Here is a 26,568-nt window from a genome sequence, read left to right on the forward strand (position 1 = left end):
CGGCCGGCGCGGCGGCGCCCACGCCGAGCAGCAGCCCGGCGGCGACCAGCACGAGGGCGAGCCGGCCGCCGGCGCCCAGCGCGTCCCAGAACGTCCCGGCGATGAGGACCGCGGCCACCAGGACCAGCGCACCGCCGACGTAGCCGAGGCCCTCGGCGACCAGCGACGCGCCGCGGTGGGGCGGCGCACCCTCCCCCGCCGGTGCACCGGCCGCGTCCCGGGGGGCCGTGCCGTCGAGGCCCTCGGCGTCCCGGATCCGCCCGGCCTGCTCCGCGGTGATCAGCCCGCCGTCGACCCACCGCCGCAGCAGGCCGGCCACGACGGCCGGCGGCGGGCTCTGCTCGCTCGTCATCGCCGGATTGTGGCCCCCCTGCCGGCCGCGACGGCTAGCCCGACACGGTGACGGCCCCGGCCAGGAGGGCATCGCGGACGCGCGCGGCGGTGGCCGGGTCGTCGCCGCGCCAGGCCACGACCTGATCGGGGCGCACGAGCGCGTGCCGGCCCGGCGGCAGGCCGTCCAGCTCCAGCACGTGGTGCGCCAGGCCATCGATCGCCGCGTCGGGTGACCCGCCGGACACCAGCGCCCAGCCGGGTCCGGCGAGGTCCAACGACGAGCGCGTGCGGGCTGCGTCGAGCCAGCGGTGCGGCAGCGGGGTGCCGACCCGCACCGCCGGGGCGAACTCGGTGACCGGCTCCTCGTCGGCCACGTCGTCGGGGCCGAGCACCAGGGCGCCCACCGGGTACCGGAACCGGGCCCCGGCCAGCACGAACGGGTGGGCGAGCGTCGGGTCCTGGGGCGCGGTGGGGTCGATGAAGGCGGCCATCCGGCGGGTCGACTGGTCGGCGGAGAACCAGCCGGCCGGGCGGCGCTCGGCGTCGTAGGAGTCGAGCAGGGCGGGCCCGGCCCGCCCGTCCAGCACGGCGGCGAGCTTCCAGGCCAGGTTGTGCGCGTCGGCGATGCCGGTGTTGGCGCCCAGGGCCGCGAACGGCGGCATGACGTGCGCGGCGTCGCCGGCCAGCAGCACCCGGCCGGCGGCGAAGCGGTCGGCGACCAGCATCTCGGCCCGCCAGCTCTGCACCGACAGCACCTCCAGGTCCGGGGCCGGGACGCCGAGGACCGCGCGCAGCGCGGCCGGCCAGTCGCGGTCGGGCGCGCCCCCGCCCATGAACACCCAGCGGAACCGGCCGTCCACCGAGGCCAGCGCGCCGGGGTGGTCGGGGTGGGAGATGTGGCAGAGGTTGAACTCCCGCCCGCGCACGGCGTCGGCCAGGTCGGCGCGGAAGTAGACCGACACGGACGGCTCGCCGACCGCGCCGCGGCCCGAGCGGTCGATCCCGAGGGCCCCGCGCACCGGCGACCGAGCGCCGTCCGCGGCCACGAGGTACCGCGCGCGCAACGATCGCCGCCGGCCGGCCCGGTGGTCGAGCAACTCGGCGTGCACGCCGTCGTCGCGCTGCTCGAACGCGGTCAGCTCGGTGGCGAACCGGACGGTCGCGCCGGCGTCGACGGCCGCCGCCCGCAGCACCGGTTCGAGCAGGTCCTGGGCGATCAGCGTCGGCGGCTCCGGGGAGGCGTCGACGACCGGCCCGTCCGGGTCCGGCGGCAGCCACAGCGGCAGCTGCTCGGACTCGACCAGGGTGCGTCCGGTGGCCATGTGGTCGTGGCCGGCGAGGTCACGGGCTGCCTCGTGCGCGGCCGCGGCCAGGCCCAGCTGCCGGAAGACCTCCATCGAGCGGGTGTGGAAGCGGCGGGCCTTGGGCTGCGCCGAGGTGGTGGCGTGCTTCTCGACGACGGTGACCTCGACGCCGTGGTGGCGCAGCAGGAGAGCGGTGGTCAGCCCGACCAGGCCACCGCCGACGACGAGCACCGCAACATCATGTGTACGTTGTCCACTCATGGGTGTACGTTGTACACTCACCCGTGGACCCCGTCCACTAGGCTGGCGCCCGATGACCCCCGACCAGCCCCGCCAGCCCGCCCCGGCCATCTGGTTCGACGCCGTGCACCCCCCGGCGCCGCAGCGGGCGCACGCCCCCGAACCGCTCAGCCGCGAGCGGATCGTCGCGGCCGCGATGGCGCTGGCCGACGCCGAGCCGCACGGCGAGATCACGATGCGGGCGCTGGCCGCCCGCCTCGGCGTGCGCAGCCCGATGGCGCTCTACCGCTACGTCGGCAGCAAGCACGGCCTGGCCGACCTGATGATGGACGAGGTCTTCGGGCTGGTCGACGTGCGGCGCGGGGCGGGGTGGCGGGCCGCGCTGCGCAGCCTGGGGCTCAGCGGGTGGGCCGCGGTCCAGCGGCACCCGTGGTTCGCCCGGCTCGCCTTCGCCCGCCCGCCGCTGGGGCCCAACGCGCTGGCCGTGTACGACGCGGCCTTCGCCGAACTGGAGCCGCTCGGTCTCCCCGCGGCAGCGGTCGGCGGCTCGGTCAACACCGTGCTCGGCCACGTCTTCGGCTCCGGGCTGGCGCTGCTGGAGGAGAACGCGATGCGGGCGCGGAGCGGCGTCGTCAACGACGAGCAGCTCACCGAGGCGGTCCGGCCCTACCTGGCGAGCATCGCCGCGTCCGGGCGCTACCCGCACTTCAGCCGCTGGGCCGCCGACCCCACCCGGTTGGACCCGCCGCCGCAGTCGTTCGAGCAGATCCTGGAGTGGCTGCTCGACGGCCTCGCCACCGTCGGTGCCACTCCTGGTGCCGCTGCTGGTGCGGCTGCCGACCCTGCACCGCAGGACTGCGCACCGTGACTGCGTAGGGCTACGGAAGGCCTGGTCAGGGGCGGCGGATAGCCTCCGATCATGCCCCTCCCCGCAGCCGACGACCTGCTGACGGGCGCGGGCATCGCGCTCGGCGCGGCGGTGGTCTTCGGGCTCGGCAGCGCCGCCCAGCAGCGCGTCGCCGCCCGCGCACCCTCCGATGCCGCCCTCGTCCGCGACCCGCAGTGGGGCGTGGGTGTGCTGGCGGTCGGGGTGGGCTCGGCGCTGCAGATCACCGCGTTCGCGTTCGCCCCGGTCGCGCTGGTGCAGCCGCTGGGGGTGACGAGCGTCCTGGTCGCCGCGCTGGCCGCGGGCCACCGGCTCGACCGGACCAGCGCCCTCGGCGCGCTGGCGTGCGCGGGCGGGCTGGCCGGCTTCCTGCTGCTGGCCCGGCCGGGCCCGGCCGTCCCCGGCGACGCGGCACCGGAGGGGGCGCTGGTGCTCGCCGTCCTGCTGGTCGTCGCCCTGGCCGTGGCGCTGGTCGTCGCCCGCCGCGGTGTCGGCGAGGTGCGCGCGGTGGCGCTGGGTGCCGCCGCCGGCACCTGCTACGGCGTCTGCGCGGGCATGCTCACCCTGGTCGTCGCGCAGGTCGGGACCGAGGGCCTCACCGGGCCGTTCGTGCACCCCGCCCTCTACACCGCCGGCGTCGTCGGCCCGGTCGGCTTCGCGCTCAGCCAGCGCGCGTTCCGGGAAGCCCGGTCGGCGGCGCCCGTGCTGGCCGCGCTCACCACGGTCGACCCGCTGGTCGCGGTGGCGGTCGGGGTCTGCTGGCTGGGCGAACGGATCGACACCACCCCGGTGGCGCTGGCCGGTGAGGCGCTCGCGGGCCTGGCCGTGCTGGGCGGGGTCGTCGCGCTCGCCCGCGGCGGGCGACGGAGGGCGGGGGTGCCGGCGTGAGGGCGCGGATCGTCGGGGTGGCGACCTTCCTGCCCGAGCGACGGATGAGCAGCCTCGAGGTCGAGGAGCGGGTGCGCCGGGAGAGCGCCGGGTTCGCCCCGCGGCCCGGGATCGTCGAGGCGATGACCGGCATCCGGTCCCGCTCCGTGGCCGAGCCGGACGTGCAGGCCTCCGACCTGGCCGTGGCCGCGTCGGCGAAGCTGCTGGCCGAGGCCGGCGTCGAGGCCGCCGAGCTGGACATGGTGCTGTTCGCCTCGGCCTCGCAGGACATGGCCGAGCCGGCCACCGCGCACATGGTGTGCGCCAAGCTCGGCGCGCGCTGCCCCACCTTCGACGTCAAGAACGCCTGCAACAGCCTGCTCAACGGCATCCAGGTGGCCGAGGCGATGATCGTCACCGGGCAGGCGCGCCGCGTGCTGGTCGCCACCGGCGAGACGCCCTCGCGGGCGATCCGCTGGCGGGTGCGCGACTTCGCCCAGTTCGTCGAGGCGTTCCCCGGCTACACGCTGGCCGACGCCGGCGCCGCCGTGCTCGTCGAGCGCGCAGAGTCCGGCGGGATCTTCCACCGCTCGTTCGTCGCCGACTCCACCCGGTGGTCGGTGGGCACGCTGCCCGGCGGCGGCTCCGCCCACCCGCGCGACCCCGACGCCACCTACTTCCGGATGGACGGACCGGCGCTGCGCCGGGCGTTCCTGGCGCTGGGCCGCGGCCCGCTCGACGCGGCGCTGGCCGCGACCGGGCTCGGCTGGGACGACTTCGCCGCCGTCTGCGTGCACCAGGTGACGATGCCGTACCTGCGCACCTTCACCGAGGGCAGCGCCATCCCGGCCGAGCGGCTGGTCGTCACGCTGCCCGAGCACGGCAACCTGGCCTCGGCCGGCCTGGCGTTCGGGCTGGCGACCGCGCTGGAGCAGGGCCGCGCCGGCCCCGGCGACCGGGTCGCGCTGATCGGGCTGGCCGGCGGGGTCAGCCTCGGCGTGCTGTTCGCCGAGCTATGAGGGAATCGGTCCGTTCCATCCCCTGCGAGGCGGCCCCGGCGGGGCCACGGATTCTGGGAAGGGCGCTGTGATGGACCTCTGGGTCGTCGTGCCGGCGTACAACGAGGAGCGCGGCGTCGGCGCGACGCTGGCCGCGCTGGCCGCCCAGCACGACCGCGACTTCCGGCTGGTCGTGGTGGACAACGCCAGCACCGACGCGACCGCCGACGTCGTCCGCGCCGCCGGCGTCGAGGTGATCACCGAGGCGCGCAAGGGCACCGGCGCCGCGGCCGACACGGGCGTGCGCCACGCCATCGCCCACGGCGCCACCCACATCGCCCGCACCGACGCCGACTGCCTGCCCGACCCCGACTGGACCGCCGCGGTCCGGCGCGGCTTCGCCGCCGGCCTGGAGCTCATCGGCGGGCGGCTGCGCCCGCGCACCGACGAGTTCGCGCTGCGCTGGTGGGAGCGGTCGCTGCTGCCCTCGGTCGTCGAGGCGGCCGCGGTGTTCGGCCGGTTCCGCCCCGGCAACCGCGACCCGGCCTACCGCGGGCCGTACGTGATGTGCCCCGGCTGCAACCTGGCCATCACCGCCGGGCTCTACGAGGCCAGCGGCGGCTTCCCGCGCACCGCGATCGAGGAGGTCCACGAGGACCGCGCGCTGGTCAACCGCGTGCGCCGGGTGACCGACGCCTACGGCAGGCGCAACGACGTCGTGGTCCGCGGCTCGGTGCGCAGGCTGCGCGCCTACGGGCTGCGCGACACGCTGGCCTGGTACGCCGACCACCGGGTCCGGCCCGACGTCGTCGACGTGCGGTGGGCGGGACCGGATGGGTGAGACCCTGGTGCACCTGGCCGCGCACCCGCTGGCGTTCCCGTTCCTGCGCCTGGTCGGGCGCTGCGGACCGGTCGTGCGGGTGCCCGGGATCGGGGTCGTCGTCAACGACGCGGCGGTGGCCCACCGTGTGCTGCGCGACACCGACGCGTTCCGCAAGAGCGGGCGCGGCTCCTCCGGCGCGCTGTGGACCCCGGTGCTCGGGCCGTCGGTGCTGCTCAACATGGACGGTCCCGCGCACGCCGAGCTGCGCCGCAAGCTCGCCGGGCTGTTCACCCCGACCGCGGTGCGCGCGATCTGCGCCGACGTGCTGGCCCCGCTGCTGGCCCGGGCCGAGGAGCGGCTCGCCGCCGGGGCGGCGGTCGACCTGGTCGAGCTGGCCCGCACCTGCGCCGGGGCGGTGATCTGCGCGATCGTCGGGCTGGACGCCGACGAGCGGGAGTGCCGGCGGATGTTCGCCCGCGGCGAGGAGATCGCGGCCACGGTGCGGCTGTCCACCAAGCAGCTCTCGGCCCGCCAGGTGAAGACCGCGCGGCGGGTGCTCGGCGGGATCACCGGGCCCGCGGCGCGGGCCTACGAGGCCGGCGACCCTGGCACGGTCGTCGGGCGGATGCGCGAGCTGGGGCTGTCGCGGGAGGAGGCGCTCGGCGCGGCGGCGGCGTTCTTCCTGACCGGCACCGAGACCGTGGCCTCGTTCGTGCCGCGGCTGGTCGCGCTGCTGTGCGACCACGACCACCAGCACGGCGACCTCGACCGGGCCGTCGAGGAGGCACTGTGGGTGACCACGCCGAGCCCGGTGATGCTGCGCGCGGTCGCCGCCCCGACCCGCATCGGCGGGGTGCGGGTGCGGCCGGGGCAGCGGGTCGTCATCGCCACCTACAACTGCACGCGCGTCCCCGGGCGTGGTTTCGCCCCGGAGCGCGCCCAGCCCGACCTCGGGCGGCTGTGGTTCGGGGCCGGACCGCACTTCTGCATCGGCTACCCGCTGGCCACGGCCCAGGTCCGGGCGGTGGCCACCGCGGTGCTGCGGCACGCCCCGCTGCGGGTCGTGCGCCGCCGCTACGCCACCGGGGTGCTGATCCCGGGCTACCGGACCCTGGAGGTCGCCCGTGCCTGAGCGGGAACCCGCCGACCTGCTCCGCGACGTGCTCGCGCACGCCGACCGCGCGCCGGGCGCCATGGCGCTGATCGACGCCCGCGGTCGGCGCACCGACTACGCCACCCTGGCCCGACGCATCCGCACCACCGCCGGTGGGCTGCGGGAGCGGGGCCTGCGCCCGGGCGACGGCGTGCTGTTCTCGATCCGGCCCGGCCCGGACGCGCTCGTGGTCGCGCTGGCCGTGGTGGCGGCCGGGGGCACCGTGATCTTCGCCGACCCGGGCGTGGGCGCGCAGCTGTTCACCGCCCGGGCCGAGCTGGCCGGCGCCCGCTGGGCCGCGGCCGAGTCGCTGCTGCACGCCGCCGCCGGGACCGCCCCCGCCCGCCGCTACGCCCGCCGCCGCGGGCTGCTGCTGCCGGACTACGCCGCGCTGGGCGTGCGGCACCTCTACAGCGGGCCGTGGCTGCCCGGCGTCCCGCGCGGCGCCGTGCCCCTGCGCCGGCTCGCCGGGCCCCCGCTCGACCCCGACCCCGACCCCGACGCCCCGGCCGTGGTGATCTTCACGTCGGGCACGACCGAGCGCCCGCGGGGTGTCGTGCACACCCTGCGGACGCTCTCGGCCGGGCTCGGCATGCTGCGCAGGCGCTGCGTGCTGGGCCCCGGCGACGTCGTGCACACCGACCAGCTGATGCTCGGCCTGCCCGCGCTGGCCGGCGGGGCGTGCTGGTCGCTGCCCGGCACCCCGCTCGACCCCGCCCGGTTCGCCGCCCAGCTCGCCGAGCGGGCGGCCACGCACGCGTTCCTCGTGCCCGGCGACGCGGCCCGCGTGCTCGACGTCGCCCCGCACTGGCCGGGCCTGCGGGGGGTGCTGCTGGGCGCGGCCCCGGTCGTGCCCGCGCTGCTGCGCCGGGTGCGCGCCGCGGCGCCCGACGCCGAGGTGCTGTGCATCTACGGGATGACCGAGGCGCCGCCGGTCGCGTTCGCCACGGCCGAGGAGAAGCTGGCCCACACCGGCCCCGGCGACCTCATGGGCACCCCCGCCGCCGGGGTGCGGGTCGGCGTCGTCGACGACGAACTGGTGGTCGGCGGGCCCCAGGTGTGCCCGCGCTACCTGGGCGAGCCCGCGCACGAGCGGGTCGCCACCGGCGACCTCGGGAGAGTCGACGACGACGGGCGCGTGCTGCTGCTCGGCCGGCGCAAGGACATGATCATCCGCGGGGAGCACAACATCTACCCCGGCCTGCACGAGCCGCGGATCGCGGCGCTGCCCGGCGTCGTCGACGCCCTGCTGGTGGGCCTGCCCGACGACCGCACCGGCGACGAGGAGGTCGTGCTGGCGGTCGTGCTGGAGCCCGGCGCGCTGATCGCGGACGTCCGCGCGGCCCTGGGCGCCGTGGTGCCCGGGTCGGCGTTCCCCGACCGGGTCGTCGCGATCGACGCGGTGCCCCGGGCCGGGCGCACCCACAAGCCCGACCGGGACGCGCTGCGGAACTCACTGCGGAACTCACCGCGGAACTCACTGCGATGAGCAAAGAGGGGGCCGCCGCCACGCGACTCGCGGTGACCGGCGCGACGGGGTTCGTCGGGGGTGCGGTGCGCCGGGCCGCCGAGGACGCGGGGTGGTCGGTGCTCGGGCTGGGCCGCCGCGCGGGCGCCGACCGGCGCTGGGACATCACCGACGGCCCGCTGACCGATCCGCCCGACGTCGACGCCGTCGTGCACTGCGCGGGCAGCGCCTCCGACACGGCCGACCGCCGGGCGCAGTGGGCGGCCAACGTCGAGGGCACCGCCAACGTGCTGGCGTCCTTCCCCGGCGCGCGGTTCGTGCACGTCAGCACGGCCAGCGTGTACGACCCGCTGCGACCGACCGCGCTGGCCGACGAGGACCGGGCGCCCGTGGCGCGCTACCCGGACGCCTACGGCGCCAGCAAGGCCGCCGCGGAGCGCCTGGTGCGCGCACGGCGCCCGGACGCCGTCGTGCTGCGCCCGCACGCCGTCTACGGGCCGGGCGACACCACGCTGCTGCCGCGGGTGCTGGCGGCGGTGCGCGGGGGCACGCTGGTGGCCGTCGGCGACGGGACCCAGCGGATCAGCCTGACCTCGGTCGACAACCTCGCCCAGGCGTGCCTGCTGGCCGCGCGCGGTGGCGCCACCGGCGTCTTCAACATCACCGACGACGCGCCGGTGCCGCTGGCCGACGCCCTCGCCGCGGTGCTGGCCGCGCGCGGGGTCGCGGCCCGGGTCCGGTTCGTCCCGCTGGCCGTGGCGTTCCCGCTGGCCTGCGCGGCCGAGCTGGCGCACCGGTGGCGCGGCGCGGGCGGTGCGCCCCGGTTGACCCGCTACGCGGCCCGCCACCTCGCCCGCGAACGCACGCTGGACATCACGCGGGCGCGCACGGAGCTGGGCTACCGCCCGTCGCCGACGAGCTTCGCGGGCGCGGCGACCTGGTGACGGGCCGGGGTGGCCGGCCCGCCGGCGACGATCCGCAGGCTCGCGTAGGAGGGGATCAGCACGCCGCGGGCCGCGCGCCGCCCCACGACGCGCACCGGGCCGGCCGAGAGCAGCCCGCCCAGCAGGTGCTCCAGTTCCGCGCGGGCCAGCGCCGCGCCCAGGCACAGGTGCCGCCCGGCACCGAACCAGAGCTGGCGCGACTCGGGCAGGTAGGGCCGGTCCAGGTCGAACCCGCCGGCGCGGTTGTTCGCCGCGTGGGTCAGCACCAGCACCCGCTCCCCCGCCCGCATCGCGGCCGGCCCGACGGTGACGTCCCGGCTCACGCCGCGCCCGATCACCGGGGCCGGGGTGGTGACCCGCAGACCCTCGCGCACCGCCGTCGCCAGCAGGTCCGGATCGGCGACCAGCCGGTGCTGCTGGCCGGTGTCGTGCAGCAGGGCCAGCGTGCGGGTCATCGCGGTGGCCGCGGTCTCGGTGCCGGCCACCAGCAGCAGCGCCGACAGCCCGGATGCCTCCTGCACCGTCAGGCCCAGCTCGCGGCAGCGCCCCAGCAGCGTCTCGGCCGGGGCCTCGGCGAACGCCCGGGGGACGTTGCGGGTCAGCTCGGCGATGATGCCCTTGGCCTGGGCGACCACGTCCGGGGCCAGCGCGGTGGAGGCGGCGCTGCCCAGCGCCAGCCGGGCCAGCCGTTCCCCCGTGCCGAAGATCCGCCGGTACTCGCCGTCGCCCGCGGGCAGGTCGAGGCCGAGCAGCTCGGCCATCATCCGCCCCACCAGCAGCCGCGACAGGTCGGCGACGTCGACCTCCCCGCCCGCGCGCAGCCGGGCCACCGCGGGCCGCAGCGCCGGGTCGAACACCCGCCCGACCAGCGGGCGGGCCGTGGCGTCGGTGAACAGGTCACGGGCCCGGCGGCGCAGGTCGGCGTGCCCGGGGCCGTCGAAGATCCGGTACACGTAGTCGCCGAGGACCTGCGCCCACAGGTGCCCGACGCCGCCCTCGCCGAGCAGCGTGAAGTGCCCCGGATCGTTGAGCACCCGCCGGGCCAGCACCGGGTCGGTGACCACCCAGCCCAGCCGGGGCACCCGGCGCACCGGCCCGCCCAGCGGGGCCAGGCGCAGCAGCCCGAACAGGGCGGGCCGGCTGGCCCACAGCACCGCCGCCTCGTGCCGGGCGGCGAGCCGCGCGGGGTCCCGGTCGACGATCGGTAGGCGCACGCCCCGACTATGTCAGCGCGCGGCGCGCGGGCCAGCCGTAGAAACGCGGACCCCCGTCACCCGGTCCCGCCCACCGCCATCTCGAACCGGCTGCACCGCCACAGCTGCTCGCCGTAGCGCACCTCGCGGTCGTCGACGTGGCGGAAGCCGGCCCGCGCGTAGTACTCGCGCAGCGGCCGGTTCTGCGCCCAGCAGTCCAGCCGCACCGCGGCCAGGCCCTCGGCGGCCGCCGTGCGCACCGCCCACCGCAGCATGCGCCCGCCGCAGCCGCGCGCCCCCGGCTCGCGCCTGCCGGCCAGGGAGTGCACGTAGAGCGCCGGCAGCGGATCGTCGCCCCACACGTCCGGGTCGGCGCGCAGGAGCTGCATCGTCGCGACGATCCGCCCGCCCCGCGCGCCGACCCGCATGGACCCGTCCGCGCAGGCGCGCTCGACCGGTCGCCGCGGGTACGGGTGCGGCCACTGGTGGATGCCCCGCCCGGTAAGCCACGCCGCCGCCCCGTCGAGGATCTCCCAGACCTCCCCCTCGTCGTCCGGCGTGGCCCTGCGCACGTCGATCCGCACGTCGATCTGCTCGGTCATCGGACTCCACCCTGCCCGACCGGGCGCCGGTCCGGAACCTGGTCGGTCGCAACGGGTGCCGCGAACGGGACCTGCGGGCAGTCGGATCACAGTCCACGGACCGTGGTGTCCCGCTCGGCGAGCCGCACCGCCAGCAGCGACCGCCGTCGCGGCGGGCCGGGCGATGTCGGAGGCGGTGAACCAGCCCATCCGCCCCGTTCGACCCCCGCCCCGAGGTCGTTCCGGGGAATCCGGCCCGCGAACGGGACATCAGGGCTCTTCGATCATGAAGGAGGCACCACGAGGTCCCGTTGATCAGGCCGTGCCGCTCACGTGCCGCCGCCGAGTTCCCGGCCGATCTCGGCGAACGCGGTGGCCAGCAGGGGCTCGGAACCCGGGGCCGCTCCCCCGCCGAGGAGCACGCCCGCCACGCCCTCGACGTCGACCAGCTCGCGGGCGTACGCCAGGGCCACCTCGACGCCCGCCGCGTACGGGTCGGCGGCGGTCAGGACGCGCTCGACGAAGCCCGCGAGCAGGGCCGCGCCGGCGAAGGACGCGAGCAGCTCGGCGCCAGGACGGTCGACGACCACCGGGACGCCGGGGATCAGCGGGACGTGCGCGCCCGCGTCGCGCACGGCCGTGGCGAACGCGGCCACGTCCGCGGCCTCGCCGCAGTACTGCAGCATCGCGAGGTGGGCGCCGGCGCGGGCCTTCTCGGCCAGCCGCGCGGCGCGGTGCGCCACCGGGGGCGCGTTCGGCGACTCGGCCACCGAGACCAGCAGCCCGGCCGAGCGGGCCAGCGGCACCAGCTCGGTGCCCTCCAGGTCGAAGACCGGCATCGCCTCCGGGCGCAGGCCGCTGAGGGTGTGGTCGCCGGTCACGCAGTGCACCGCGGCGGCTCCGGCGTGCGCGAGGGCCGCGATCTCGGCCTCCAGGGCCACCCGGTTGCGGTCGCGGCAGTTCAGCCCGGCCCACACCCGCAGGCCCTGCGCCCGGATCAGCGCCGCCCGGTAGGCGGGCGGGAACTGCACGCGGGAGGTCGCCGCGTCACCGGCCAGCACGGCGTCCACCGCGCCGCGCAGCGGCGCCGAGCACTCCACGATCGACTCGGCCGACAGCGGCGCGGCGGGCATCCCGGACAGCACCAGCGGCCGCCGCGCCGCGATCGCGAGCAGCTCGCGCCCCGGCGCGTCGACCTCGCCCGCGCCGGGCCCGCCGGACCAGGCCACCACCGGCCCGTCGAGGAACACGCAGCGCATGGTGCCGACCTCGCAGGCGCCGCCGGCCCCGACACCGCCGCACGGCCCGTAGGTCATGTGCTTGGGGCACGCCGGCAGGCCGGTCGGCAGCGCGATCGGCGGTGGGGTCGGCCGTGGGGTCGGCAGTGTCATGACGCCGTCACAGGGCGGGCTTCAGCCCGGCCGCGGCGGCGGCGCGGGTGATCCGCGCGTGCAGCTCGCCGTCGGCGTCGGCGGCCAACGGGCTGGTGCACCGGCCGTCCGCGCTGGCCAGGCGCCCGCCGACGAAGACCCGCTTCAGGTTGCGCAGCCCGCAGGCCAGCACGTAGGTGGCCAGCACGTCCCACACCGGGCCGGTGCTCGGGGCGCGGTGGTCGACGAGGACGAAGTCGGCGAACTTGCCGACCTCCAGGCTGCCGATCCGGTCGGCCGCGCCGAGCACCTCCGCCGAGCCGAGGGTGTGCATGCGCAGCACGTCGCGCGGCATCAGGATCGCGGCGTCGGTGTGCAGGGCGCGGGTGGCGTACAGGCCCATCCGCATGTTGGCGAACGGGTCGGAGATGTCGGTGCAGGACTGGTCGTCCAGGCCGATCCCGACCCGCATCCCGGCCTCGCGCAGCCGCACGACGTCGGCGAAGCCCGAGCCCAGCCTGCCGTTGGAGGTGGGCTGCCAGACCATCCCGGCGCCCGCCGCGGCCGCGGTGGCGATCATGTCGTCGGTCGGGTGGACGAAGTGCCCGAACAGGAACCGCGGGCCAGCGCGCCGGCGTCGGCGTACCAGGCGAACTTGGCCCGCTGCACGTCGATGCCCTGCGCGGTCTCCAGGAAGTGCGCCTGGTCGATCAGCCCGTACCGGTCCATGACCAGCGCCTCGAGCTGGGCGGTGCGCGGCCCGGCGGCCCATTGCGCAGCGCCGAACACCGACGCGCCGAGGTGCTGGTCGGCGGGCACGAGGTCGGTCGAGGCGGCGACCATGTCGGCGAACACCCCGAGCGTCTCGTCCTCCGGCGCGGCCTCGTCGTCGAGCCGGATCGCGTTCATCACCCGGATGCCGGCGTCGGCGGCCGCCTCGAACTGGCGGGTCAGGTAGCGCGCCGGGTGCACCGCGCCGAGGGTGTTCGAGGCCGTCGCGGGGTCGTAGAGCCAGGTCACCCGGGACTGGGTGAAGTTGTAGGCGCTGGTGACGCCGTTGGCCAGGAAGTCGAGCGCGCCGTGCAGGGTGCTCCAGTACAGGTCCTCGGCGTCGGCGTGGGCGAAGACGTCCATCATCGCCCGCACCCAGGGGTAGAGCGTCGAGCCGGGGGCGATGCCGCGCAGCCCGGAGGTGAACAGGTGCGAGTGCGCCGAGACGAACCCGGGCGCGACCATCGCGCCGCCCGCGTCGAGCACCTCGCCCTCGACCGAGGGCGGCGCACCCGGGCCGATCCCGGTGATGCGGCCGTCGGCTCCGACGGTGAGCCAGCCGTGGAACCAGTCCGGCCCGGTGTCGGCGACCGGGATGAGCAGGGCGTCGGTGACGGTGAGGGCGGGGGCGTCCGGCGTCACGGGGCGAACCGGTGCGCCTCGGCGATCACCGCGGCCAGCCGGCCCACCGCCGCGTCGAACACGGCCTTGCCGTGCTCAGCGGTGGCGCCGGTGGGGTCGCCGATGTGGCCGTCGGGACCGAAGTCGTCGCTCGTCCAGCCGAACGACACCGGCTTGCCGAAGCCGATCAGCTCGTAGTCGGCGAGGTGCTCGGGCACCCGGCGCACCGCCAGGTCCATGTGCACCAGCTCGGGGCGCAGGTGCAGCATCAGCGACGTCTCGCCGTGCCCGCCGTGGATGCCCATGCCCAGCTCGTTCTCCGCCGAGGACGTGCCGCCCTGGTCGACCGGGATGCTGAGGTGGGCGAAGAACGTGCGCAGGCCGAACCGGCGCCGGATCTCCCGGCAGGCCACCTGGCCCAGCGCGGAGTTGCCGCCGTGGCCGTTGACGAACAGCAGCCGGGTGATCCCGCACGTCCGCAGCGATCGGCCGATGTCCACCAGGGTGCGCATGAGCGTGTCCCAGGACAGCCAGATCGTGCCCGGGAACGTGTGGTGCTCGTCGGACTTGGTGTAGGCCAGCCCGGGCAGCAGCACCACCGGCACCGACGCGGCGGCCGCGACGTCGACCGCGGCGTGCGCGGCTTCGGTCGCGGTCACGTAGTCGGTGGAGACGGGCAGGTGCGGGCCGTGCTGCTCGATCGCCCCCAGCGGCAGCACGGCCACCGTGTCGGCGGGCAGCGCGGCGATCTGCGGGGCGGTCAGGTCGGTGAACCTGGGCGCCCTCGTCGGTTCGGCCATCTAGCGCACCCCCATGTTGAGCCGGCTGTCCACGGGCGGTGTCGCGGTGAGCTTGCCCGTGTTGAGCAGGCCCTTCGGGTCGGTGCGCCGGGCCGTCTCGATGGCCAGCTCGACGTTGCGGTCGACGTACCACTGGTGCGGCGAGTGCACCCCGACGCCCAGCGCGTCGAAGCGCGGGATCCCGTCGAGCAGCGCCTGCTCGCCGCGGTACTCCGCGACCACCATGGCCCCGGGGCCGTGCCGGAACAGCTCCAGGTGGATGTGCACGGGGCCGTCGTAGACCTCGCGGACGTCGTCGGGGCGGTCCCACAACGGCTCGCCGCTGCACTCCATGTGGAACAGGTTGCGCTCGGGGTGCGCGCGCTGCAGGAACCAGACGGGGTGGTTGTAGGACATGCCCGAGAGGCGATCGGTCTCCACGTAGTCGTCCAGCGCGGCCACGACGTCGCCGCCGCCCCCGGAGACCAGCGCGCGGAGCTCGTCGACGGTGGACGACTCGGCGATCACCCGCAGGCTGAACCGGGCCGGGTCGAGCTCCACCGACGCGGTCAGCGTGGGCACGAGCGCCGGCTCGTCGGCCGAGGCCAGCCGCGGCAGCACCGAGAGCCCGGTGAGCCCGCGGTGCACCGCGACCAGCTCGTCGTAGGTGTCGAAGGCGGTGTAGACGGCCGTCCAGTCGCGGGCGGGGTCGGTGCGCACCTCGACCTCGACGAGGATCCCGGTCACCCCGTAGGTGTGGATGTAGGGCGTGAGGTCGTCACCGGAGACGGTGAACGTCTCCCCCGAGCCGTCCATCGGGGCGACGGTCGCCGAGACGACCAGCCCGTCGGAGGTGGTGCGGTGCTCGATGGTGCCGGTGCCGGCGCTGCCGCCGCCGATGAACCCGCCCAGCGTCGAACTCTTGGTGGACGGGTACATCCACAGATCGCGACCCCGCGCCCGGATCGCCTTGTCGATCGTGGTCATCCGGGCGCCGGCCCCGGCGACGAGCGTGCCGTCGTCGGTGAGCCGGAACGAGTCCAGCCCGCGCAGGTCGAGCAGGATTCCGCCGTCGAACGGGGTGGCCTGGCCGTAGTTGCCGGTGCCGGCCCCGCGCGGCGTGACCGGCACGTCGTGCCGGTAGGCGACGGCCAGGACCTGGGCCACCTGCTCGGGCCGAGTGGGCCGGACCACGGCGTCGGCCACGTACCTGCCGGCCGGCACCTTCTCCTGCAGCACCGGCGACATGCGCGACCAGTCCGAGGAGACCTTGACCAGCTGCGCGCGGTCGGTGGACACCGAGATCGATCCGGCGATCGAGCCGGGCCCCGCGCCGAGATCGGCGATCTCGGCGCAGGCGGCGGCGGTGCGGTCGGCGGTGGCGCGGGTCATGAGCCCATCTTGATGTTCGGGTCGATGAAGTCGTTGGTGTAGAGCTCGGTCGCGGCCGGGACGGCCTGGATGACGCCCTGCTCCTGCAGGATCGGCGCGAACGTGTCCACGATCGCCTGCATCCGGGCCGGGTCGAACTGCCCGAACACCCCCGACGCCGGGTCGTTCGTCACGAAGCCGCCCTCGACCTGCGTCTTCGCCGAGAACTCCGCCACGCCCTCGGAGTAGGTCCAGCCGGTCTGGTAGGCGTCGACCAGCTCGACGATCAGCGTGTTGGTCGGGCCGGGCTGGGCCAGGTAGTCGATCTGGGACTGCTGCATGACCGGCACCAGCTTCTCCAGGCACGGCCGCAGCGACTCGAGCTTGTCGGCGCGCACGGCCAGCGGCTCGGGGTAGATGGTGTAGCCGTAGTCGGCCAGGTTCTGCTGGCCGATCGGGCGGCCCCACTGGCTGATCTCGTTCTCGTAGATGTAGGGCTCGGCGGTGGCGAAGCCCTGCTGCAGGATCGTCGGGTCGGAGACGAACCGCGCGGGCGTGCCCTCGTAGCTGGTGTCGATCTGGCCCGGCTGGATGATGCTGCGGCTCTGCAGCAGCGCGGGGATGATGTCGCCGGATGTCACCACCGGCACGCCCTTGGCCGCGATCTCCTCGATCGTGCTCAGCCCGGGGTGGCTCTCCGGGTCCCACATGAGGATCTGCGGGCTGTTGGTGATCTGCGTCGTGACCGCCACGGTGGGCTGCGAGGCGGCGGCGGTGATGGCGTCGTCGGTGTTGACCGCGCCGAGCGTGATCGACTCGTCGATGTACATCAGCGCCGGGATCGGCTGGAACCCCACGTTGGGGCCACCGGGGCGCACCTCGATGTCGACGCCGGTGTCCACGCCCTGGGCGACCAGCGAGCCCTTCACCGACTTCGCGTCGGCGTCGATGGTGTAGTCCGAGCCGACCAGCGCGTACATGGCGCCGTGCTCGGCCTCGGGCTGCCAGTCCTGCTGCATGACGACGGTGGCCGGGCAGCCGGCGCCGGCCAGGTCGAGCGGGCCGCCGGCCTCGGCGGCCGGGGCGGCGGACTCGGCGCCGGCAGCACCGCCACCACCGCCGCCGCCGTCACCGCCGTCACCGCCGCCACAGGCGGCCAGCAGCAGGGCGGCGGACAGGGCGGTCGCCACGACGACCGGTGACCTGCGGTTCATGAGGAGCTCCAGGAGGGTGGTGGGGACTGCTGGGGAGGCGGTGGGCGGGGAGGCGTGGGCGCTAGCGGCCGACGTGGCCGTACCAGCGGCCGACGATGGCCCGGTCCAGCACGGCGAAGACCGTGAACACCAGGACGCCGAACAGCGCGGTCAGGCTGACCGCGATGAGCAGGGCGTCGAGCTGCAGGCGTTCGGTGTAGACGCGCAGCAGGCCGCCGATGCCCACGGCGCCCTGCTGGAAGAAGTAGTCGCCGACGATGGCGCCGATCACGGCCAGCCCGGCGGCGTTGCGCAGCCCGGTGAAGATCGACGGCACGGCGGCGGGGAACTGCAGCTTCCACAGCCGCTGCCAGCGGGTGGCCTTGTTCAGGGTGAGCAGGTCGTGCGCGGCCGCGGTGGCCGACTGCAGCCCGAACAGCGTGTTGGCGATCATCGGGAACACCGCGATGATCACGCAGACCACCACCCGGGCCGGGAAGCCGTAGCCGAGCCAGATGCCGATCAGCGGCACCAGCGCCAGGATCGGGATCGTCTGCAGGATCACCGCGTACGGGTAGAGCACCCGTTCCGCGTAGCGCCACTGCGACATGACCACCGCGTACGCGATGCCGACCACCACGGCGATGACCAGCCCGAACACTGTCACCCCGAACGTGCGCCCGAGCGCGGCGGTCATCGGGCCCATCAGTCGGGCGTTGCCGAACATCTCGCCGTAGACCTCGTGCGGCGGCGGCAGCAGGAACCGCTGGTTCGGCGGCAGCACCAGGTAGCTGACCGCGTACCAGACCACCGCGATGCCGGCCAGCGCCCCGACGATCGGCACCGTGCGCGACAGCGCGGTGCGCCACCACGGGCGCCGGTCCTCCTCCCCGGCCGGGACCTGCGCCTCGCCGGGCTCGCTCAGCAGCGCGGTGTCGGCCGGGGCCATGGGCGGGGTCGTCACGAGTGCTCCCCGAGGGTGTGCGAGACGCGCCCGGTCAGCGCGGCGAACTCGGCGGTGTGGCGCAGGTCGGGCGAGCGCGGGTACCCCCACGGCACCGGGATCTCCCCCACGATGCGGCCCGGCCGCCCGCTCATCACCAGCACCTTCGTCGACAGGTAGACGGCTTCGGAGACCGAGTGCGTGATGAACAGCCCGGCGAAGCGCTTGAGCCGGAACAGCTTCTGCAGCTCGGTCTGCATGACCAGCCGGGTGATCTCGTCCAGGGCGCCGAACGGCTCGTCGAACAGGGCCAGCTCCGGCTCGGCGACCAGCGCGCGGGCCAGCGAGACCCGCATGCGCATGCCACCGGAGAGCTGGCGCGGGTGCTGGGACTCGAAGCCCGACAGCCCGACCAGGTCGAGCGCCTCCTGGGCGCGCCGCTTGCGCTCGGCCTTGGACTCGCCGCGCAGCTCGCCGACCAGCTCGACGTTGCGCGCGGCGCTGCGCCACTCCAGCAGGGTGGCGTCCTGGAAGACGTAGCTGGTGGAGGCGGCGCTGACGTCGATCCGCCCGCTGGTGAGCTTCTCCAGCCCGGAGGCCAGCCGCAGCAGCGTCGACTTGCCGCAGCCCGACGGCCCGACGACGGTGACGAAGTCGCCGGGACCCAGCGACAGCGAGACGTCGGTGAGCGCGACGGTGCCGGTGGGGAACCGCTTGGTCACCTTGTCCAGCACGAGCGTGCTGGCGGTGTCGGCGGAGTCCACGTCCGGCCGGTCGGTGCTGGCGCTGGTCAGGGGGATCACCTCGCGAGGGCGGGTCGGGACGGGTCGGGGAGCAGGTCGAGGGCGCGCGCGGTGCGCGTGTCGGCGACCACGCGGCCGCCGTGCAGCACGACGCGGGCGTCGGTGGCCCCGGCGAGCACGTCGCCCGGGGGGACGTCGGGCACCAGCATCAGGTCGGCGCGCTCTCCGGGCGCGGTGCCGGCCGGGGGCAGGCCCATCACGGCCCGCGCGCCGGAGGTCACCGCGGCCAGCGCCTCGTCGCCGCGCAGGTGGCCCGCGGTCATCAGCAGCGAGGTCGTCTCGAAGGGGTCGGCCCGGCCGACCGGGTTGAACGGGTCGCGCAGGTTGTCCCCGCCGGCCGCGAGCGGCACGCCCGCGTCGAGCAGGGCGCGCACCGCCGTCAGCGCTCGCGGCGCGCTGTGGGTGAGACCGCGGCCCTGCAGGTAGAGGTTGGTGATCGGCAGCGTCACGATGCCCGTGCGGGCCGCCGCCACCAGCGCCACCACCGGCCCCAGCCGCTCGGGCGGCAGCACGCCCAGGCGCACGCAGTGGCTGCCGGTGACCCGCCCGGGCGCGTCCATCCCGCGGGCGACGGCCTGGCGGGCCAGGTCGACGAGGTCGAAGCCGTCGTCGGGCAGGGTGATGTCGGTCTGCTCGTCGCAGTGCAGGTCGATCGGCAGGCCGTGGCGCTCGGCGAGGTCGAGCATGCGGGTGACCTCGCGGTGCGGGTCGGGCGCCAGGTGCGGGCAGCCGCCGACGACGTCGACGCCGCGGGCCACCGCCTCGGCGAGCACCCCGTCGTCGACCTCGGAGCCGGCCAGCAGGCAGACCTGCAGCTCGACCCGGCCGCGCAGCTGCTCGCGCACGGCGACCAGCGCGTCGACGCCGCGGAACGGGTCGCCCGTCAGCGGCACGTCGACGTGGCTGCGGATGGCGGTGGTCCCGCGGGCGACGTACTGCTCGATCGCGGCGAGCGCCCGCGCGGCGATGTCGGCCGCGTCGATGCCGGGCAGCATCTCCCGCCAGGCGGCGATCGCGGCGAGCAGGTCGTTGCCGGCCGCCGGGTCCATCCGGGCGCCGGTGAGCGCCTTGTCCAGGTGGGCGTGCGGCTCGCACGCCGCGGGCAGCACGCGCCAGCCGGTGGCGTCCAGCGCGGTGCCCTCCCCCGGGGCGCCGCCGGCCCCGACGACCGTCTCACCGTCGACGAGGACGTCGCCGACGGTGCCGTCGGGCAGCCGCACGCCGTACAGGCCGGCCACGGCGACACCGGCGAGGTGGGGAACGCCCCCCGGCTCGCCGATGCCCGGACGACTCTCGCTCACATATGCTCCGACCTGCACAGTATTGACGGCACCACCATTCGCCCGAAAGCTAGGGAGCGCATGTTTCGCCGTTGTGTCCGAACCCTCGCGGACGTGTGAAGAATGCCCGACGCCGCCCTCGGTCGAGCCATCCGGGCTCTGCGCCGCGAACGGGGGATGACGCTCGTACAGGTGGCCGTGGCGTCCGGGCTCTCCCAGCCCTTCCTGTCCCAACTGGAGCTGGGGCGCTGCCAGCCGTCGATGCGATCGCTCTTCCGGATCGCCAGCGCGCTGGGCACCACGCAGCAGACGCTACTGGGTCTGGCCGCGGGCGACCTCCCGGAACAGCCGGTGCGCGGCGCGGAGGCGCCCCTGCTCGACGTCGAGAGCGGCGGTGCCCGGCTGCTGCTGCACGACCCCGACGGCGCCGACGTCACCGAGTTCGTCGGGGTGCCCGCGGAGTACGGCGAGTTCTTCGCCCACGGTCGGAAGGAGCTGCTGTACGTGGCGCACGGACGCATCGAGGTCGAGCTGCGCGAGGACGGCGTGAGCCGGTTCGCCGAGCTGGGACCGCGCGACAGCCTCGCCTACGCCGGCTCGGTCGAGCACCGGTTCCGCCGCGTCGGGCCGGCGGACTGCGTGGTGCTGGTGGTGCACACCGGTGCCTGAGCCCCTCGAACCCGACGCGATGGCGGTGCTGGCCCGTTGGGTGCGCGAAGCCGGCGGGGCCGGCCTCCCGCTGCCCAGCACGATGAGCTTCGCCACCACCGGCCCCGACGGGCCGCACGCGCGCACCGTGCTCGTCACGACGATCGACGCCGACGCGGTGCTGTTCCACTCCTCGACCCCGACCGGCAAGACGGTCGACCTCGATGCCGACCCGCGGGCAGCGGGGGTGTTCCACTGGCCGGCGCTCGGGCGGCAGGCGGTGCTGACCGGACGGGCGGTGCGGCTCGACGCCGCGGTGAGCCGGGCGGCCTTCCCGACCCGCCCGCGCCAGCTGCAGCTGGTGGCCTGGGCCTACGAGGAGCTGCTGCCCGGCGTGTCCGAACCGGCCTACGGGGTGGCTCCGGGCGCGGTGGAGGCGGCCTTCGACGCGGCCGCGGCCAGGGAGGGCTCCGCCGCCGCGCCGCCGAGCTGGACGACGATCGCCTTCACCCCGCACCGGCTGGACTTCTGGCAGGCCGGCACCGAGGCCACCCCGCCCACCAAGCAGCGCTACGACCGCACCGACCGCACCCCCACCGGCTGGACGAGCACGCCCGTCCTGCCCTGAGGGGCCCGGCGGCCCGACCGGTCGAACCGCCGACGGCCGGTGTCAGTCCCGCGGAACGACACCGAAGAGGGCGTGGTCGACCAGGGTCGCGGCGTAGGACGCGTCGAACTCGTTGTCGGGGACGAGCAGCCGCTTGTAGCAGGCGCCCCACAGCAGGTCGATGACCACGTCGAGGTCGACCTCGGGGCGCAGCTGCCCCTGCTCCTGGGCCGTGCGCAGCCGGGCCCTGGCCAGCTCGCGGCGGGGCCTGGTGTAGTGCTGCGACCAGGCGGCGGCCAGCACCGGGTCGGTCTGGGCGGCGCCGATGAGCTCGGCGACCGGACGCCCGGCCCCGCCCTGCACGAGCATGCCGACGAACGCCGAGACCTGCGCCGTGAGGTCGGCGCGCAGGTCCCCCGTGTCGGGGAACTCGAGGACCTGCTCGCTGCGCGCGAAGTACGCCTCGGCGGCCAGTGCGCCGGGCGAGGGCCACCACTTGTACAGCGTCATCTTGCTGGAGCCGGCCTCGGCCGCGACCCGGTCGAAGGTCACCGCCCCGAGCCCGTCGTCCATCAGGATGCGGCCGGCGGCGCTGAGGACTCCCGCCCGCACCTCGGCGGCCGGCCGCCGCCCCCGTCCGCGGCGCACCGGGGGTGCCTCCGCCATCATCGCCTCCCCACGAAATGGACAACTCGTCCATAAGCTCGGTACCGTCGTAAATGGCCACACAGTCCATATACGGTCGGAGTCATCATGCCACGCCACTCATCGCGAGCCGCGGCGCTGGGCGCCACCCTCGCCGCCACCCTGGCCCTGACGGCCTGCTCGCCGGCCGGACCGGCGACCGTCGCCCCCGTCGGGACCCCCGCCAGCACCGCCGCGGGGCCGGCCGCGACGCTCGGCGACCCCACCGAACTCGTCAGCGGCCTCGAGGCCCCATGGGGGCTGACATTCCTGCCGGACCGCTCCGCCCTGGTGTCCGAGCGGCTCAGCGGCCGGATCGTGCACGTGCCCGCGGCCGGCGGCCAGGCCCGGCCCGTCGGCGTCGTGCCCGGCGTCGTCCCCAGCAGCGAGGGTGGCCTGCTGGGCATCGTCGCCTCGCCGGGCTTCGCCACCGACCGCACCGTCTACGCGTCGGTCTCCGGCGCCACCGAGAACTCGATCGTCGCGCTGCGCATCGCCGAGGACCTCGGCTCCCTCAGCCAGCAGCGCGTCCTGCTGGCCGGCATCAGCACCGCCGACCGCCACCACGGCGGCCGCATCGCGATCGGGCCCGACGGGAACCTCTGGATCGGCACCGGCGACGCCTTCGAGCCGGCCGACGCCGCGGACGCCAGCAGCCTCAACGGCAAGATCCTGCGCATCCGCCCGGACGGCTCGGTGCCCGACGACAACCCCGGTGACAGCCCGGTCTACTCGTCCGGGCACCGCAACGTCCAGGGCATCGCCTTCGGCCCGGACGGCACCGCCTACGCCTCCGAGCTGGGGCACCGCACCTGGGACGAGGTCAACGTGCTGCGCGCCGGGCAGGACTACGGCTGGCCGGAGACCGAGGGCGTGGCGGGCGACACGGGGGTGGCGCCGATCTTCACCGTGCACCCCGACGACGCCTCGCCGTCCGGGGTCGCCCACTCCGGCGGCTCGCTCTGGATCGGCGCCCTGGGCGGGCAGCGCCTGTGGCAGTTGCCCGTCGAGGGTGGCGCGGCCGTCGGGGACGCGGTCGAGCACTTCACCGGCGAGTACGGCCGCATCCGCACCGTCGAGGTCGCCCCCGACGGCGCCCTGTGGTTGATGACCTCCAACACCGACCGCGCCACCTGGGGCGGCACCGACCCGCGCCCCGGCGACGACCGGATCCTGCGGGTCGAGGTCCGGCCCGCCGACCGGTGAGCACGAGCACCGGGGTCGGCGCGGCGGCGCTCACCCACGGCGGGTGAGCAGGGCGGTCAGGGTCGTGGCGACCTCGCGCTCGTCACGGGTGACCAGCTCACCGTCGCGCACGACCACCCGCCCGCCCACGACGACGTGCCGGGGGCGCCGACCGGGGGCGGCCCAGAGCAGCCCGGCCAGCGGGTCGGCCACCCCGGCGTCGGCGACGCCGGTGACGTCCCAGCAGACCGCGTCGCCGGCCGAGCCGGGCTCCAGCGACCCCAGCTCCGGGCGGCCCAGCCCGGCAGCTCCCCCGGCGGTGGCCCAGCCCAGCACCTCGCGGGCGGACACCGGGCGCCCGACCAGCGGGGCCACCTGCAGCGCGAGGCGGGCGTCGGCGAGCAGGTGCCCGGCGTCGTTGCTGCCCCCGCCGCTGGTCCCCAGCCCGACCGCCACCCCGGCGTCGGCCAGCGCGGCCATCGGCGCGACACCCCAGCCCATCGGCAGGTCGCAGCCCGGCGCGTGGGTGGCCGACACGCCGGCGGCGGCCACCCGGTCGCGCTCGGCGTCGGTGATCGCGCACAGGTGGGCCAGCGTGACGTCAGGGGCGAGCCAGCCCCACTCGTCGAGCAGCTCCAGCGGCCGGCGGCCGTAGCGCCGGGCGGCCACCTCGACGTCGACCTGCTCGTTGGCCTGGGTGCGCCGGCGCAGGCCGCGGCGCGCCGCCACCTCGCCCAGCAGCGCGAACGTCTCCGCGGCGTCGCTGTGCACGCCGGCCGGACCCACCGCGACCTGCACGAGCGGGTCGTCGGCCAGCGCGGACGCGACCGCGTCGGCGGAGGCCGCGGCGGACTGCGGGTCGTCGCGGGCGCTGCCGCGCACGAACACCAGCCGCGCCCCGAGCCCGTGCGCGGCGGCGGCGACCGCCCGGGCGATCCCCACCCCGTCGCCGGTCGACGCCGGCCAGGTCAGGTGATGGTCGGCGACGGTGGTGACCCCGCACAGCAGCGCCTCGGCCAGCCCGGCCGCGGCCGCGGCGTGGGCCAGCTCGTCGTCCACGCCGACCGCGGCGTAGGCCGCGGCCATCCGCGGCAGCCACTCGCGCATCGGCACGCCGCGGGTGCCCGGCAACGTCCGGAAGGCCGTCTGCAGCAGGTGGTGGTGGGCGTTGACCAGACCGGGGGTGACCACGCACCCGGAGGCGTCGAGCACGTCACCGCCCACCGGACCGTCCGCGACCAGCCCGTCCGCCCCGACCGAGACCTCGGCCCCGGGCCGCTCGGCCGACCCCGTCCACACCAGCTCGGCCCCGCGCACCGTCAGCACCGGGCGAGTTCTAGCACGAGGGCCGGCCGAACGTCGCAATCGCGAGCCCGCCGCCGCGGCGGCGTTTGCCCGCCGTCGTGCCGGGGACGTCTCCACGACCACGACCGATCAGCACCGAAGAGGAGCAGCACGTGTTTCTGCACCGCCAAGAGCTGCAGTTCAAGTCCACCCCGGACAAGCCCGACGCCGTCTACGCCCGCAAGCTGCAGGAGGTGCTCGGCGGCCAGTACGGCGAGATCACCGTGGCCATGCAGTACTTCTTCCAGGGATGGAACATGCACATCCCGGGCAAGTACCGCGACCTCGTGTTCGGCATCGCGGCCGAGGAGATCGGCCACGTCGAGATGCTGGCCACGATGATCGCCCAGCTGCTGGAGAAGTCCCCGCTCGGGATCACCGAGGACGCGGTCCAGGACGACCCGACCGTCGCCGCGATCATCGGCGGCACCGATGTCCAGCACGCCATCGTGGCCGGCGCGGGCGCCCGCCCGGTGGACTCCAACGGGAACCCGTGGCAGGGCAGCTACATCACCGCCAGTGGCAACCTGCTCGCGGACTTCACCGCCAACGCCAACGCCGAGATGCAGGGCCGCGTGCAGGTGGCCCGGCTCTACCACATGACCGACGACCACGGCGTGCGCGACCTGCTGTCGTTCCTGCTGGCCCGCGACACCATGCACCAGAACATGTGGCTGGCCGCCGCCGCGGAACTGCAGGAGGAGGGTTCGGAGAAGCTGCCGACCCCGAGCAACTTCCCGCAGAACAAGGAGTTCACCGAGGTCTCCTACCAGTACCTGAACTTCAGCGACGGCCAGCAGGCCGGCGAAGGCCGCTGGGCGAAGGGGCCGAGCCCCGACGGCAACGGCGAGTTCACCTACCACGACGGGCCGACGACGTCGGCGCCGATGCCCCCGCCCACCCACCCGGACAGCCGCCTCTACGGCACCACCGAGCTGCCCAACACCGTGGAGAAGGTGGCCGGGCTCGCGCAGGACAAGCTCAACCGGGAGTAGAACCCGCAGATGATCGGCTGGAGCTGATCGGCCGGAGCCCGGCTCATCCGCACGCGGGTGGGCCGGGCTCCGGCCGTTCGACCGAACGCGTGGTCAGGGGTACCGAGCGGCGCCAGCGGGTAACACAAGCCCATGAGTTCACCGCACCCCGGCGAGAGTCCGCCAGAGCAACTGTCCACCTCCGACCTCGTCCGCCGGCTCACCGAGCAGACCCGCACCCTCGTCACCGACGAGGTGGCGCTGGCCAAGGCGGAGATGACCACCAAGGCCAAGTCCATGGGCGTGGGCGCCGGGCTGGCCGGCGCCGGAGCGGTGCTCGCCCTGGGCGGCGGGCTCACCCTGATCGCCGCGGCCGTCGCCGCGCTCGCGCTGGTGCTGCCGGTCTGGGCGTCCGCGCTGATCATCGGCGTGGTACTGGTCGCGGTGGGCGGGGTGCTGGCGCTGGTCGCCAAGAAGCGCTTCCAGGCCGCCACGCCGCCGGTGCCCGAGCAGGCCATCGCCAGCACCAAGCGCGACGTCGAGACCGTCAAGGCCGCCGCGCACGGCGGCCCGAGCACCGGGGTGCACGCATGAGCGACCCGAACTCCACCGCCGCCCCCGACGCCGACGACCTGCGGGCCAGGATCGCCGAGGAGCGCGCCGAACTGGGCGACACCGCCGCCGAGCTGGCCGCCCGGCTGGACGTGCAGGCGCGGGTCAAGGCGAGCAGGCAGCAGGCCGTCGACCAGGCCAGGGCCACCGTCGAACAGGCCAAGGCGAAGGTCGCCGAGGTGCTCGGCGAGGCGAGGACCAAGGCGGCCCCGGTCGTCGAGCAGGCCAGGACGAAGGCCGCCCCGGTCGTCGAGCAGGTCAGGACGAAGGCGGGCCCCGTCGTCGAGCAGGCCAGGACGAAGGCCGCGCCCGTCGTCGAGCAGGTCAGGACCAAGGCGGCGCCGACGGTGGAGCAGGCCAGGATCAAGGCCGGGCCGGCCGTCGAGCAGGCCAGGGCGAAGGCCGGCACCGCCATCGAGGAGGTGCGCGCCGCCGCGCGGGACGACGAGCGCCGCCCGAAGCTGATCGCCGCCGCCGTCGGCGGGGTCCTGCTGGGCTTCTTCGTGGTGCGCCGGCGCCGCCGCAGGCGCTGACCCGCCCGGGCCGACCGGCCGGTGCCGCCCGGTCGGCCGGCGGTTGACGCGATCCCGCCC

General features: G+C 75.8%; 28 protein-coding genes. 13 read left to right on the forward strand and 15 right to left on the reverse strand.

Features of this window, described 5'->3' with window-relative positions:
- The coding region (locus tag KIK08_RS15285; RefSeq protein ID WP_214403811.1) for a DUF2157 domain-containing protein at window positions 1-352 on the reverse strand (352 nt) is incomplete at its 3' end.
- 34 nt (window positions 353-386) lie between these two features.
- The gene (locus KIK08_RS15290) at window positions 387-1,868 is read right to left on the reverse strand and encodes an FAD-dependent oxidoreductase (protein WP_308257653.1); all 1,482 of its coding nucleotides are present in this window, start codon (window positions 1,866-1,868) and stop codon (window positions 387-389) included.
- An 82-nt stretch (window positions 1,869-1,950) separates the two neighbouring features.
- On the opposite strand from KIK08_RS15290, the gene KIK08_RS15295 reads away from it, so the two are divergent.
- The 7 genes from KIK08_RS15295 to KIK08_RS15325 all read left to right on the forward strand — a co-directional run bounded on the left by KIK08_RS15295 (window position 1,951) and on the right by KIK08_RS15325 (window position 9,016).
- The gene (locus KIK08_RS15295; protein WP_214403813.1) at window positions 1,951-2,745 is read left to right on the forward strand and encodes a TetR/AcrR family transcriptional regulator; all 795 of its coding nucleotides are present in this window, start codon (window positions 1,951-1,953) and stop codon (window positions 2,743-2,745) included.
- Window positions 2,746-2,796: 51 nt separating this feature from the next.
- The gene (locus KIK08_RS15300) at window positions 2,797-3,651 is read left to right on the forward strand and encodes a DMT family transporter (protein ID WP_214403814.1); all 855 of its coding nucleotides are present in this window, start codon (window positions 2,797-2,799) and stop codon (window positions 3,649-3,651) included.
- Window positions 3,648-4,649, forward strand: coding sequence for a 3-oxoacyl-ACP synthase III family protein (locus tag KIK08_RS15305; protein ID WP_214403815.1), 1,002 nt, complete (start codon window positions 3,648-3,650; stop codon window positions 4,647-4,649). The genes KIK08_RS15300 and KIK08_RS15305 overlap by 4 nt, the downstream gene beginning before the upstream one ends.
- 70 nt (window positions 4,650-4,719) lie before the next feature.
- A complete protein-coding gene (locus tag KIK08_RS15310) occupies window positions 4,720-5,469 on the forward strand; it encodes a glycosyltransferase family 2 protein (RefSeq protein WP_214403816.1) in 750 nt (249 codons plus the stop codon).
- The gene (locus tag KIK08_RS15315; RefSeq protein ID WP_214403817.1) at window positions 5,462-6,583 is read left to right on the forward strand and encodes a cytochrome P450; all 1,122 of its coding nucleotides are present in this window, start codon (window positions 5,462-5,464) and stop codon (window positions 6,581-6,583) included. The genes KIK08_RS15310 and KIK08_RS15315 overlap by 8 nt, the downstream gene beginning before the upstream one ends.
- Entirely contained in the window at window positions 6,576-8,093 is a 1,518-nt protein-coding gene (locus KIK08_RS15320; RefSeq protein ID WP_308257654.1) for a class I adenylate-forming enzyme family protein, read from the forward strand. Before KIK08_RS15315 ends, KIK08_RS15320 begins: the two co-directional genes overlap by 8 nt.
- Complete coding sequence (locus KIK08_RS15325; RefSeq protein ID WP_214403818.1) at window positions 8,090-9,016, forward strand: NAD-dependent epimerase/dehydratase family protein; 927 nt, start codon at window positions 8,090-8,092, stop codon at window positions 9,014-9,016. The genes KIK08_RS15320 and KIK08_RS15325 overlap by 4 nt, the downstream gene beginning before the upstream one ends.
- Here KIK08_RS15325 and KIK08_RS41740 read toward each other — a convergent pair.
- The 11 genes from KIK08_RS41740 to KIK08_RS15380 all read right to left on the reverse strand — a co-directional run bounded on the left by KIK08_RS41740 (window position 8,971) and on the right by KIK08_RS15380 (window position 19,942).
- Window positions 8,971-10,230, reverse strand: a complete 1,260-nt coding sequence (locus KIK08_RS41740; protein WP_214403819.1) for a cytochrome P450 — start codon at window positions 10,228-10,230, stop codon at window positions 8,971-8,973. The genes KIK08_RS15325 and KIK08_RS41740 overlap by 46 nt on opposite strands.
- Window positions 10,231-10,286: 56 nt before the next feature.
- On the reverse strand, window positions 10,287-10,811 hold the full coding sequence (locus tag KIK08_RS15335; protein WP_214403820.1) for a GNAT family N-acetyltransferase: 525 nt from the start codon (window positions 10,809-10,811) through the stop codon (window positions 10,287-10,289).
- Window positions 10,812-11,119: 308 nt separating this feature from the next.
- The gene (locus tag KIK08_RS15340) at window positions 11,120-12,181 is read right to left on the reverse strand and encodes a methylenetetrahydrofolate reductase (protein ID WP_214403821.1); all 1,062 of its coding nucleotides are present in this window, start codon (window positions 12,179-12,181) and stop codon (window positions 11,120-11,122) included.
- A 7-nt stretch (window positions 12,182-12,188) separates the two neighbouring features.
- The gene (locus KIK08_RS15345) at window positions 12,189-12,740 is read right to left on the reverse strand and encodes an amidohydrolase family protein (protein ID WP_214403822.1); all 552 of its coding nucleotides are present in this window, start codon (window positions 12,738-12,740) and stop codon (window positions 12,189-12,191) included.
- Window positions 12,737-13,573, reverse strand: a complete 837-nt coding sequence (locus KIK08_RS15350; protein WP_214403823.1) for an amidohydrolase family protein — start codon at window positions 13,571-13,573, stop codon at window positions 12,737-12,739. Before KIK08_RS15350 ends, KIK08_RS15345 begins: the two co-directional genes overlap by 4 nt.
- Window positions 13,570-14,352: a creatininase family protein gene (locus KIK08_RS15355; protein ID WP_214403824.1), complete on the reverse strand. Its 783-nt coding sequence runs from the start codon at window positions 14,350-14,352 to the stop codon at window positions 13,570-13,572. The genes KIK08_RS15350 and KIK08_RS15355 overlap by 4 nt, the downstream gene beginning before the upstream one ends.
- Entirely contained in the window at window positions 14,353-15,723 is a 1,371-nt protein-coding gene (locus tag KIK08_RS15360; protein ID WP_214403825.1) for an FAD-binding oxidoreductase, read from the reverse strand.
- Entirely contained in the window at window positions 15,720-16,916 is a 1,197-nt protein-coding gene (locus tag KIK08_RS15365) for an ABC transporter substrate-binding protein (protein WP_214403826.1), read from the reverse strand. The genes KIK08_RS15360 and KIK08_RS15365 overlap by 4 nt, the downstream gene beginning before the upstream one ends.
- 61 nt (window positions 16,917-16,977) lie before the next feature.
- Window positions 16,978-17,859 carry an ABC transporter permease gene (locus tag KIK08_RS39955; RefSeq protein ID WP_214403827.1) on the reverse strand — a complete coding sequence of 294 codons (882 nt, stop codon included), beginning with the start codon at window positions 17,857-17,859 and terminating at the stop codon, window positions 16,978-16,980.
- The gene (locus KIK08_RS15375) at window positions 17,856-18,641 is read right to left on the reverse strand and encodes an ABC transporter ATP-binding protein (protein WP_308257655.1); all 786 of its coding nucleotides are present in this window, start codon (window positions 18,639-18,641) and stop codon (window positions 17,856-17,858) included. Before KIK08_RS15375 ends, KIK08_RS39955 begins: the two co-directional genes overlap by 4 nt.
- Window positions 18,638-19,942 (reverse strand): amidohydrolase family protein, encoded by a 1,305-nt coding sequence (locus tag KIK08_RS15380; protein WP_214403828.1) that lies wholly within the window; start codon window positions 19,940-19,942, stop codon window positions 18,638-18,640. The genes KIK08_RS15375 and KIK08_RS15380 overlap by 4 nt, the downstream gene beginning before the upstream one ends.
- 102 nt (window positions 19,943-20,044) lie before the next feature.
- Between KIK08_RS15380 and KIK08_RS15385 the strand changes: the two genes are divergently transcribed.
- Window positions 20,045-20,590 carry a helix-turn-helix domain-containing protein gene (locus tag KIK08_RS15385; protein WP_214403829.1) on the forward strand — a complete coding sequence of 182 codons (546 nt, stop codon included), beginning with the start codon at window positions 20,045-20,047 and terminating at the stop codon, window positions 20,588-20,590.
- A complete protein-coding gene (locus KIK08_RS15390; RefSeq protein ID WP_214403830.1) occupies window positions 20,583-21,197 on the forward strand; it encodes a pyridoxamine 5'-phosphate oxidase family protein in 615 nt (204 codons plus the stop codon). The genes KIK08_RS15385 and KIK08_RS15390 overlap by 8 nt, the downstream gene beginning before the upstream one ends.
- 42 nt (window positions 21,198-21,239) lie before the next feature.
- On the opposite strand, the gene KIK08_RS15395 is transcribed toward KIK08_RS15390, so the two are convergent.
- Window positions 21,240-21,842: a TetR/AcrR family transcriptional regulator gene (locus KIK08_RS15395; protein WP_250557065.1), complete on the reverse strand. Its 603-nt coding sequence runs from the start codon at window positions 21,840-21,842 to the stop codon at window positions 21,240-21,242.
- 87 nt (window positions 21,843-21,929) lie between these two features.
- On the opposite strand from KIK08_RS15395, the gene KIK08_RS15400 reads away from it, so the two are divergent.
- Window positions 21,930-23,066, forward strand: a complete 1,137-nt coding sequence (locus KIK08_RS15400) for a PQQ-dependent sugar dehydrogenase (RefSeq protein ID WP_214403832.1) — start codon at window positions 21,930-21,932, stop codon at window positions 23,064-23,066.
- Between the two features lie 30 nt (window positions 23,067-23,096).
- On the opposite strand, the gene KIK08_RS15405 is transcribed toward KIK08_RS15400, so the two are convergent.
- Window positions 23,097-24,371: an amidohydrolase family protein gene (locus KIK08_RS15405; RefSeq protein ID WP_308257656.1), complete on the reverse strand. Its 1,275-nt coding sequence runs from the start codon at window positions 24,369-24,371 to the stop codon at window positions 23,097-23,099.
- A 131-nt stretch (window positions 24,372-24,502) separates the two neighbouring features.
- Between KIK08_RS15405 and KIK08_RS15410 the strand changes: the two genes are divergently transcribed.
- The 3 genes from KIK08_RS15410 to KIK08_RS15420 all read left to right on the forward strand — a co-directional run bounded on the left by KIK08_RS15410 (window position 24,503) and on the right by KIK08_RS15420 (window position 26,508).
- Complete coding sequence (locus tag KIK08_RS15410) at window positions 24,503-25,384, forward strand: manganese catalase (RefSeq protein WP_214403833.1); 882 nt, start codon at window positions 24,503-24,505, stop codon at window positions 25,382-25,384.
- Window positions 25,385-25,516: 132 nt separating this feature from the next.
- Complete coding sequence (locus tag KIK08_RS15415) at window positions 25,517-25,957, forward strand: phage holin family protein (protein ID WP_214403834.1); 441 nt, start codon at window positions 25,517-25,519, stop codon at window positions 25,955-25,957.
- Window positions 25,954-26,508, forward strand: a complete 555-nt coding sequence (locus KIK08_RS15420; RefSeq protein ID WP_214403835.1) for a DUF3618 domain-containing protein — start codon at window positions 25,954-25,956, stop codon at window positions 26,506-26,508. The genes KIK08_RS15415 and KIK08_RS15420 overlap by 4 nt, the downstream gene beginning before the upstream one ends.
- Window positions 26,509-26,568: the final 60 nt, after the last annotated feature.

This window comes from Pseudonocardia lacus (assembly GCF_018531445.1).
Taxonomy (GTDB): Bacteria; Actinomycetota; Actinomycetes; order Mycobacteriales; family Pseudonocardiaceae; genus Pseudonocardia; species Pseudonocardia lacus.

Excerpts from the sequence above, each read along its gene's own strand:
- KIK08_RS15365 (WP_214403826.1), bottom strand. The coding sequence starts at position 16,916 with ATGAACCGCAGGTCACCGGTCGTCGTGGCGACCGCCCTGTCCGCCGCC.
- KIK08_RS15325 (WP_214403818.1), top strand. The coding sequence starts at position 8,090 with ATGAGCAAAGAGGGGGCCGCCGCCACGCGACTCGCGGTGACCGGCGCG.
- KIK08_RS15295 (WP_214403813.1), top strand. The coding sequence starts at position 1,951 with ATGACCCCCGACCAGCCCCGCCAGCCCGCCCCGGCCATCTGGTTCGAC.
- KIK08_RS15335 (WP_214403820.1), bottom strand. The coding sequence starts at position 10,811 with ATGACCGAGCAGATCGACGTGCGGATCGACGTGCGCAGGGCCACGCCG.
- KIK08_RS15345 (WP_214403822.1), bottom strand. The coding sequence starts at position 12,740 with ATGATCGCCACCGCGGCCGCGGCGGGCGCCGGGATGGTCTGGCAGCCC.
- KIK08_RS15300 (WP_214403814.1), top strand. The coding sequence starts at position 2,797 with ATGCCCCTCCCCGCAGCCGACGACCTGCTGACGGGCGCGGGCATCGCG.
- KIK08_RS15420 (WP_214403835.1), top strand. The coding sequence starts at position 25,954 with ATGAGCGACCCGAACTCCACCGCCGCCCCCGACGCCGACGACCTGCGG.
- KIK08_RS15400 (WP_214403832.1), top strand. The coding sequence starts at position 21,930 with ATGCCACGCCACTCATCGCGAGCCGCGGCGCTGGGCGCCACCCTCGCC.
- KIK08_RS15395 (WP_250557065.1), bottom strand. The coding sequence starts at position 21,842 with ATGGCGGAGGCACCCCCGGTGCGCCGCGGACGGGGGCGGCGGCCGGCC.
- KIK08_RS15315 (WP_214403817.1), top strand. The coding sequence starts at position 5,462 with ATGGGTGAGACCCTGGTGCACCTGGCCGCGCACCCGCTGGCGTTCCCG.
- KIK08_RS15360 (WP_214403825.1), bottom strand. The coding sequence starts at position 15,723 with ATGACCCGCGCCACCGCCGACCGCACCGCCGCCGCCTGCGCCGAGATC.
- KIK08_RS15415 (WP_214403834.1), top strand. The coding sequence starts at position 25,517 with ATGAGTTCACCGCACCCCGGCGAGAGTCCGCCAGAGCAACTGTCCACC.
- KIK08_RS15385 (WP_214403829.1), top strand. The coding sequence starts at position 20,045 with ATGCCCGACGCCGCCCTCGGTCGAGCCATCCGGGCTCTGCGCCGCGAA.
- KIK08_RS15340 (WP_214403821.1), bottom strand. The coding sequence starts at position 12,181 with ATGACACTGCCGACCCCACGGCCGACCCCACCGCCGATCGCGCTGCCG.
- KIK08_RS15355 (WP_214403824.1), bottom strand. The coding sequence starts at position 14,352 with ATGGCCGAACCGACGAGGGCGCCCAGGTTCACCGACCTGACCGCCCCG.
- KIK08_RS15310 (WP_214403816.1), top strand. The coding sequence starts at position 4,720 with ATGGACCTCTGGGTCGTCGTGCCGGCGTACAACGAGGAGCGCGGCGTC.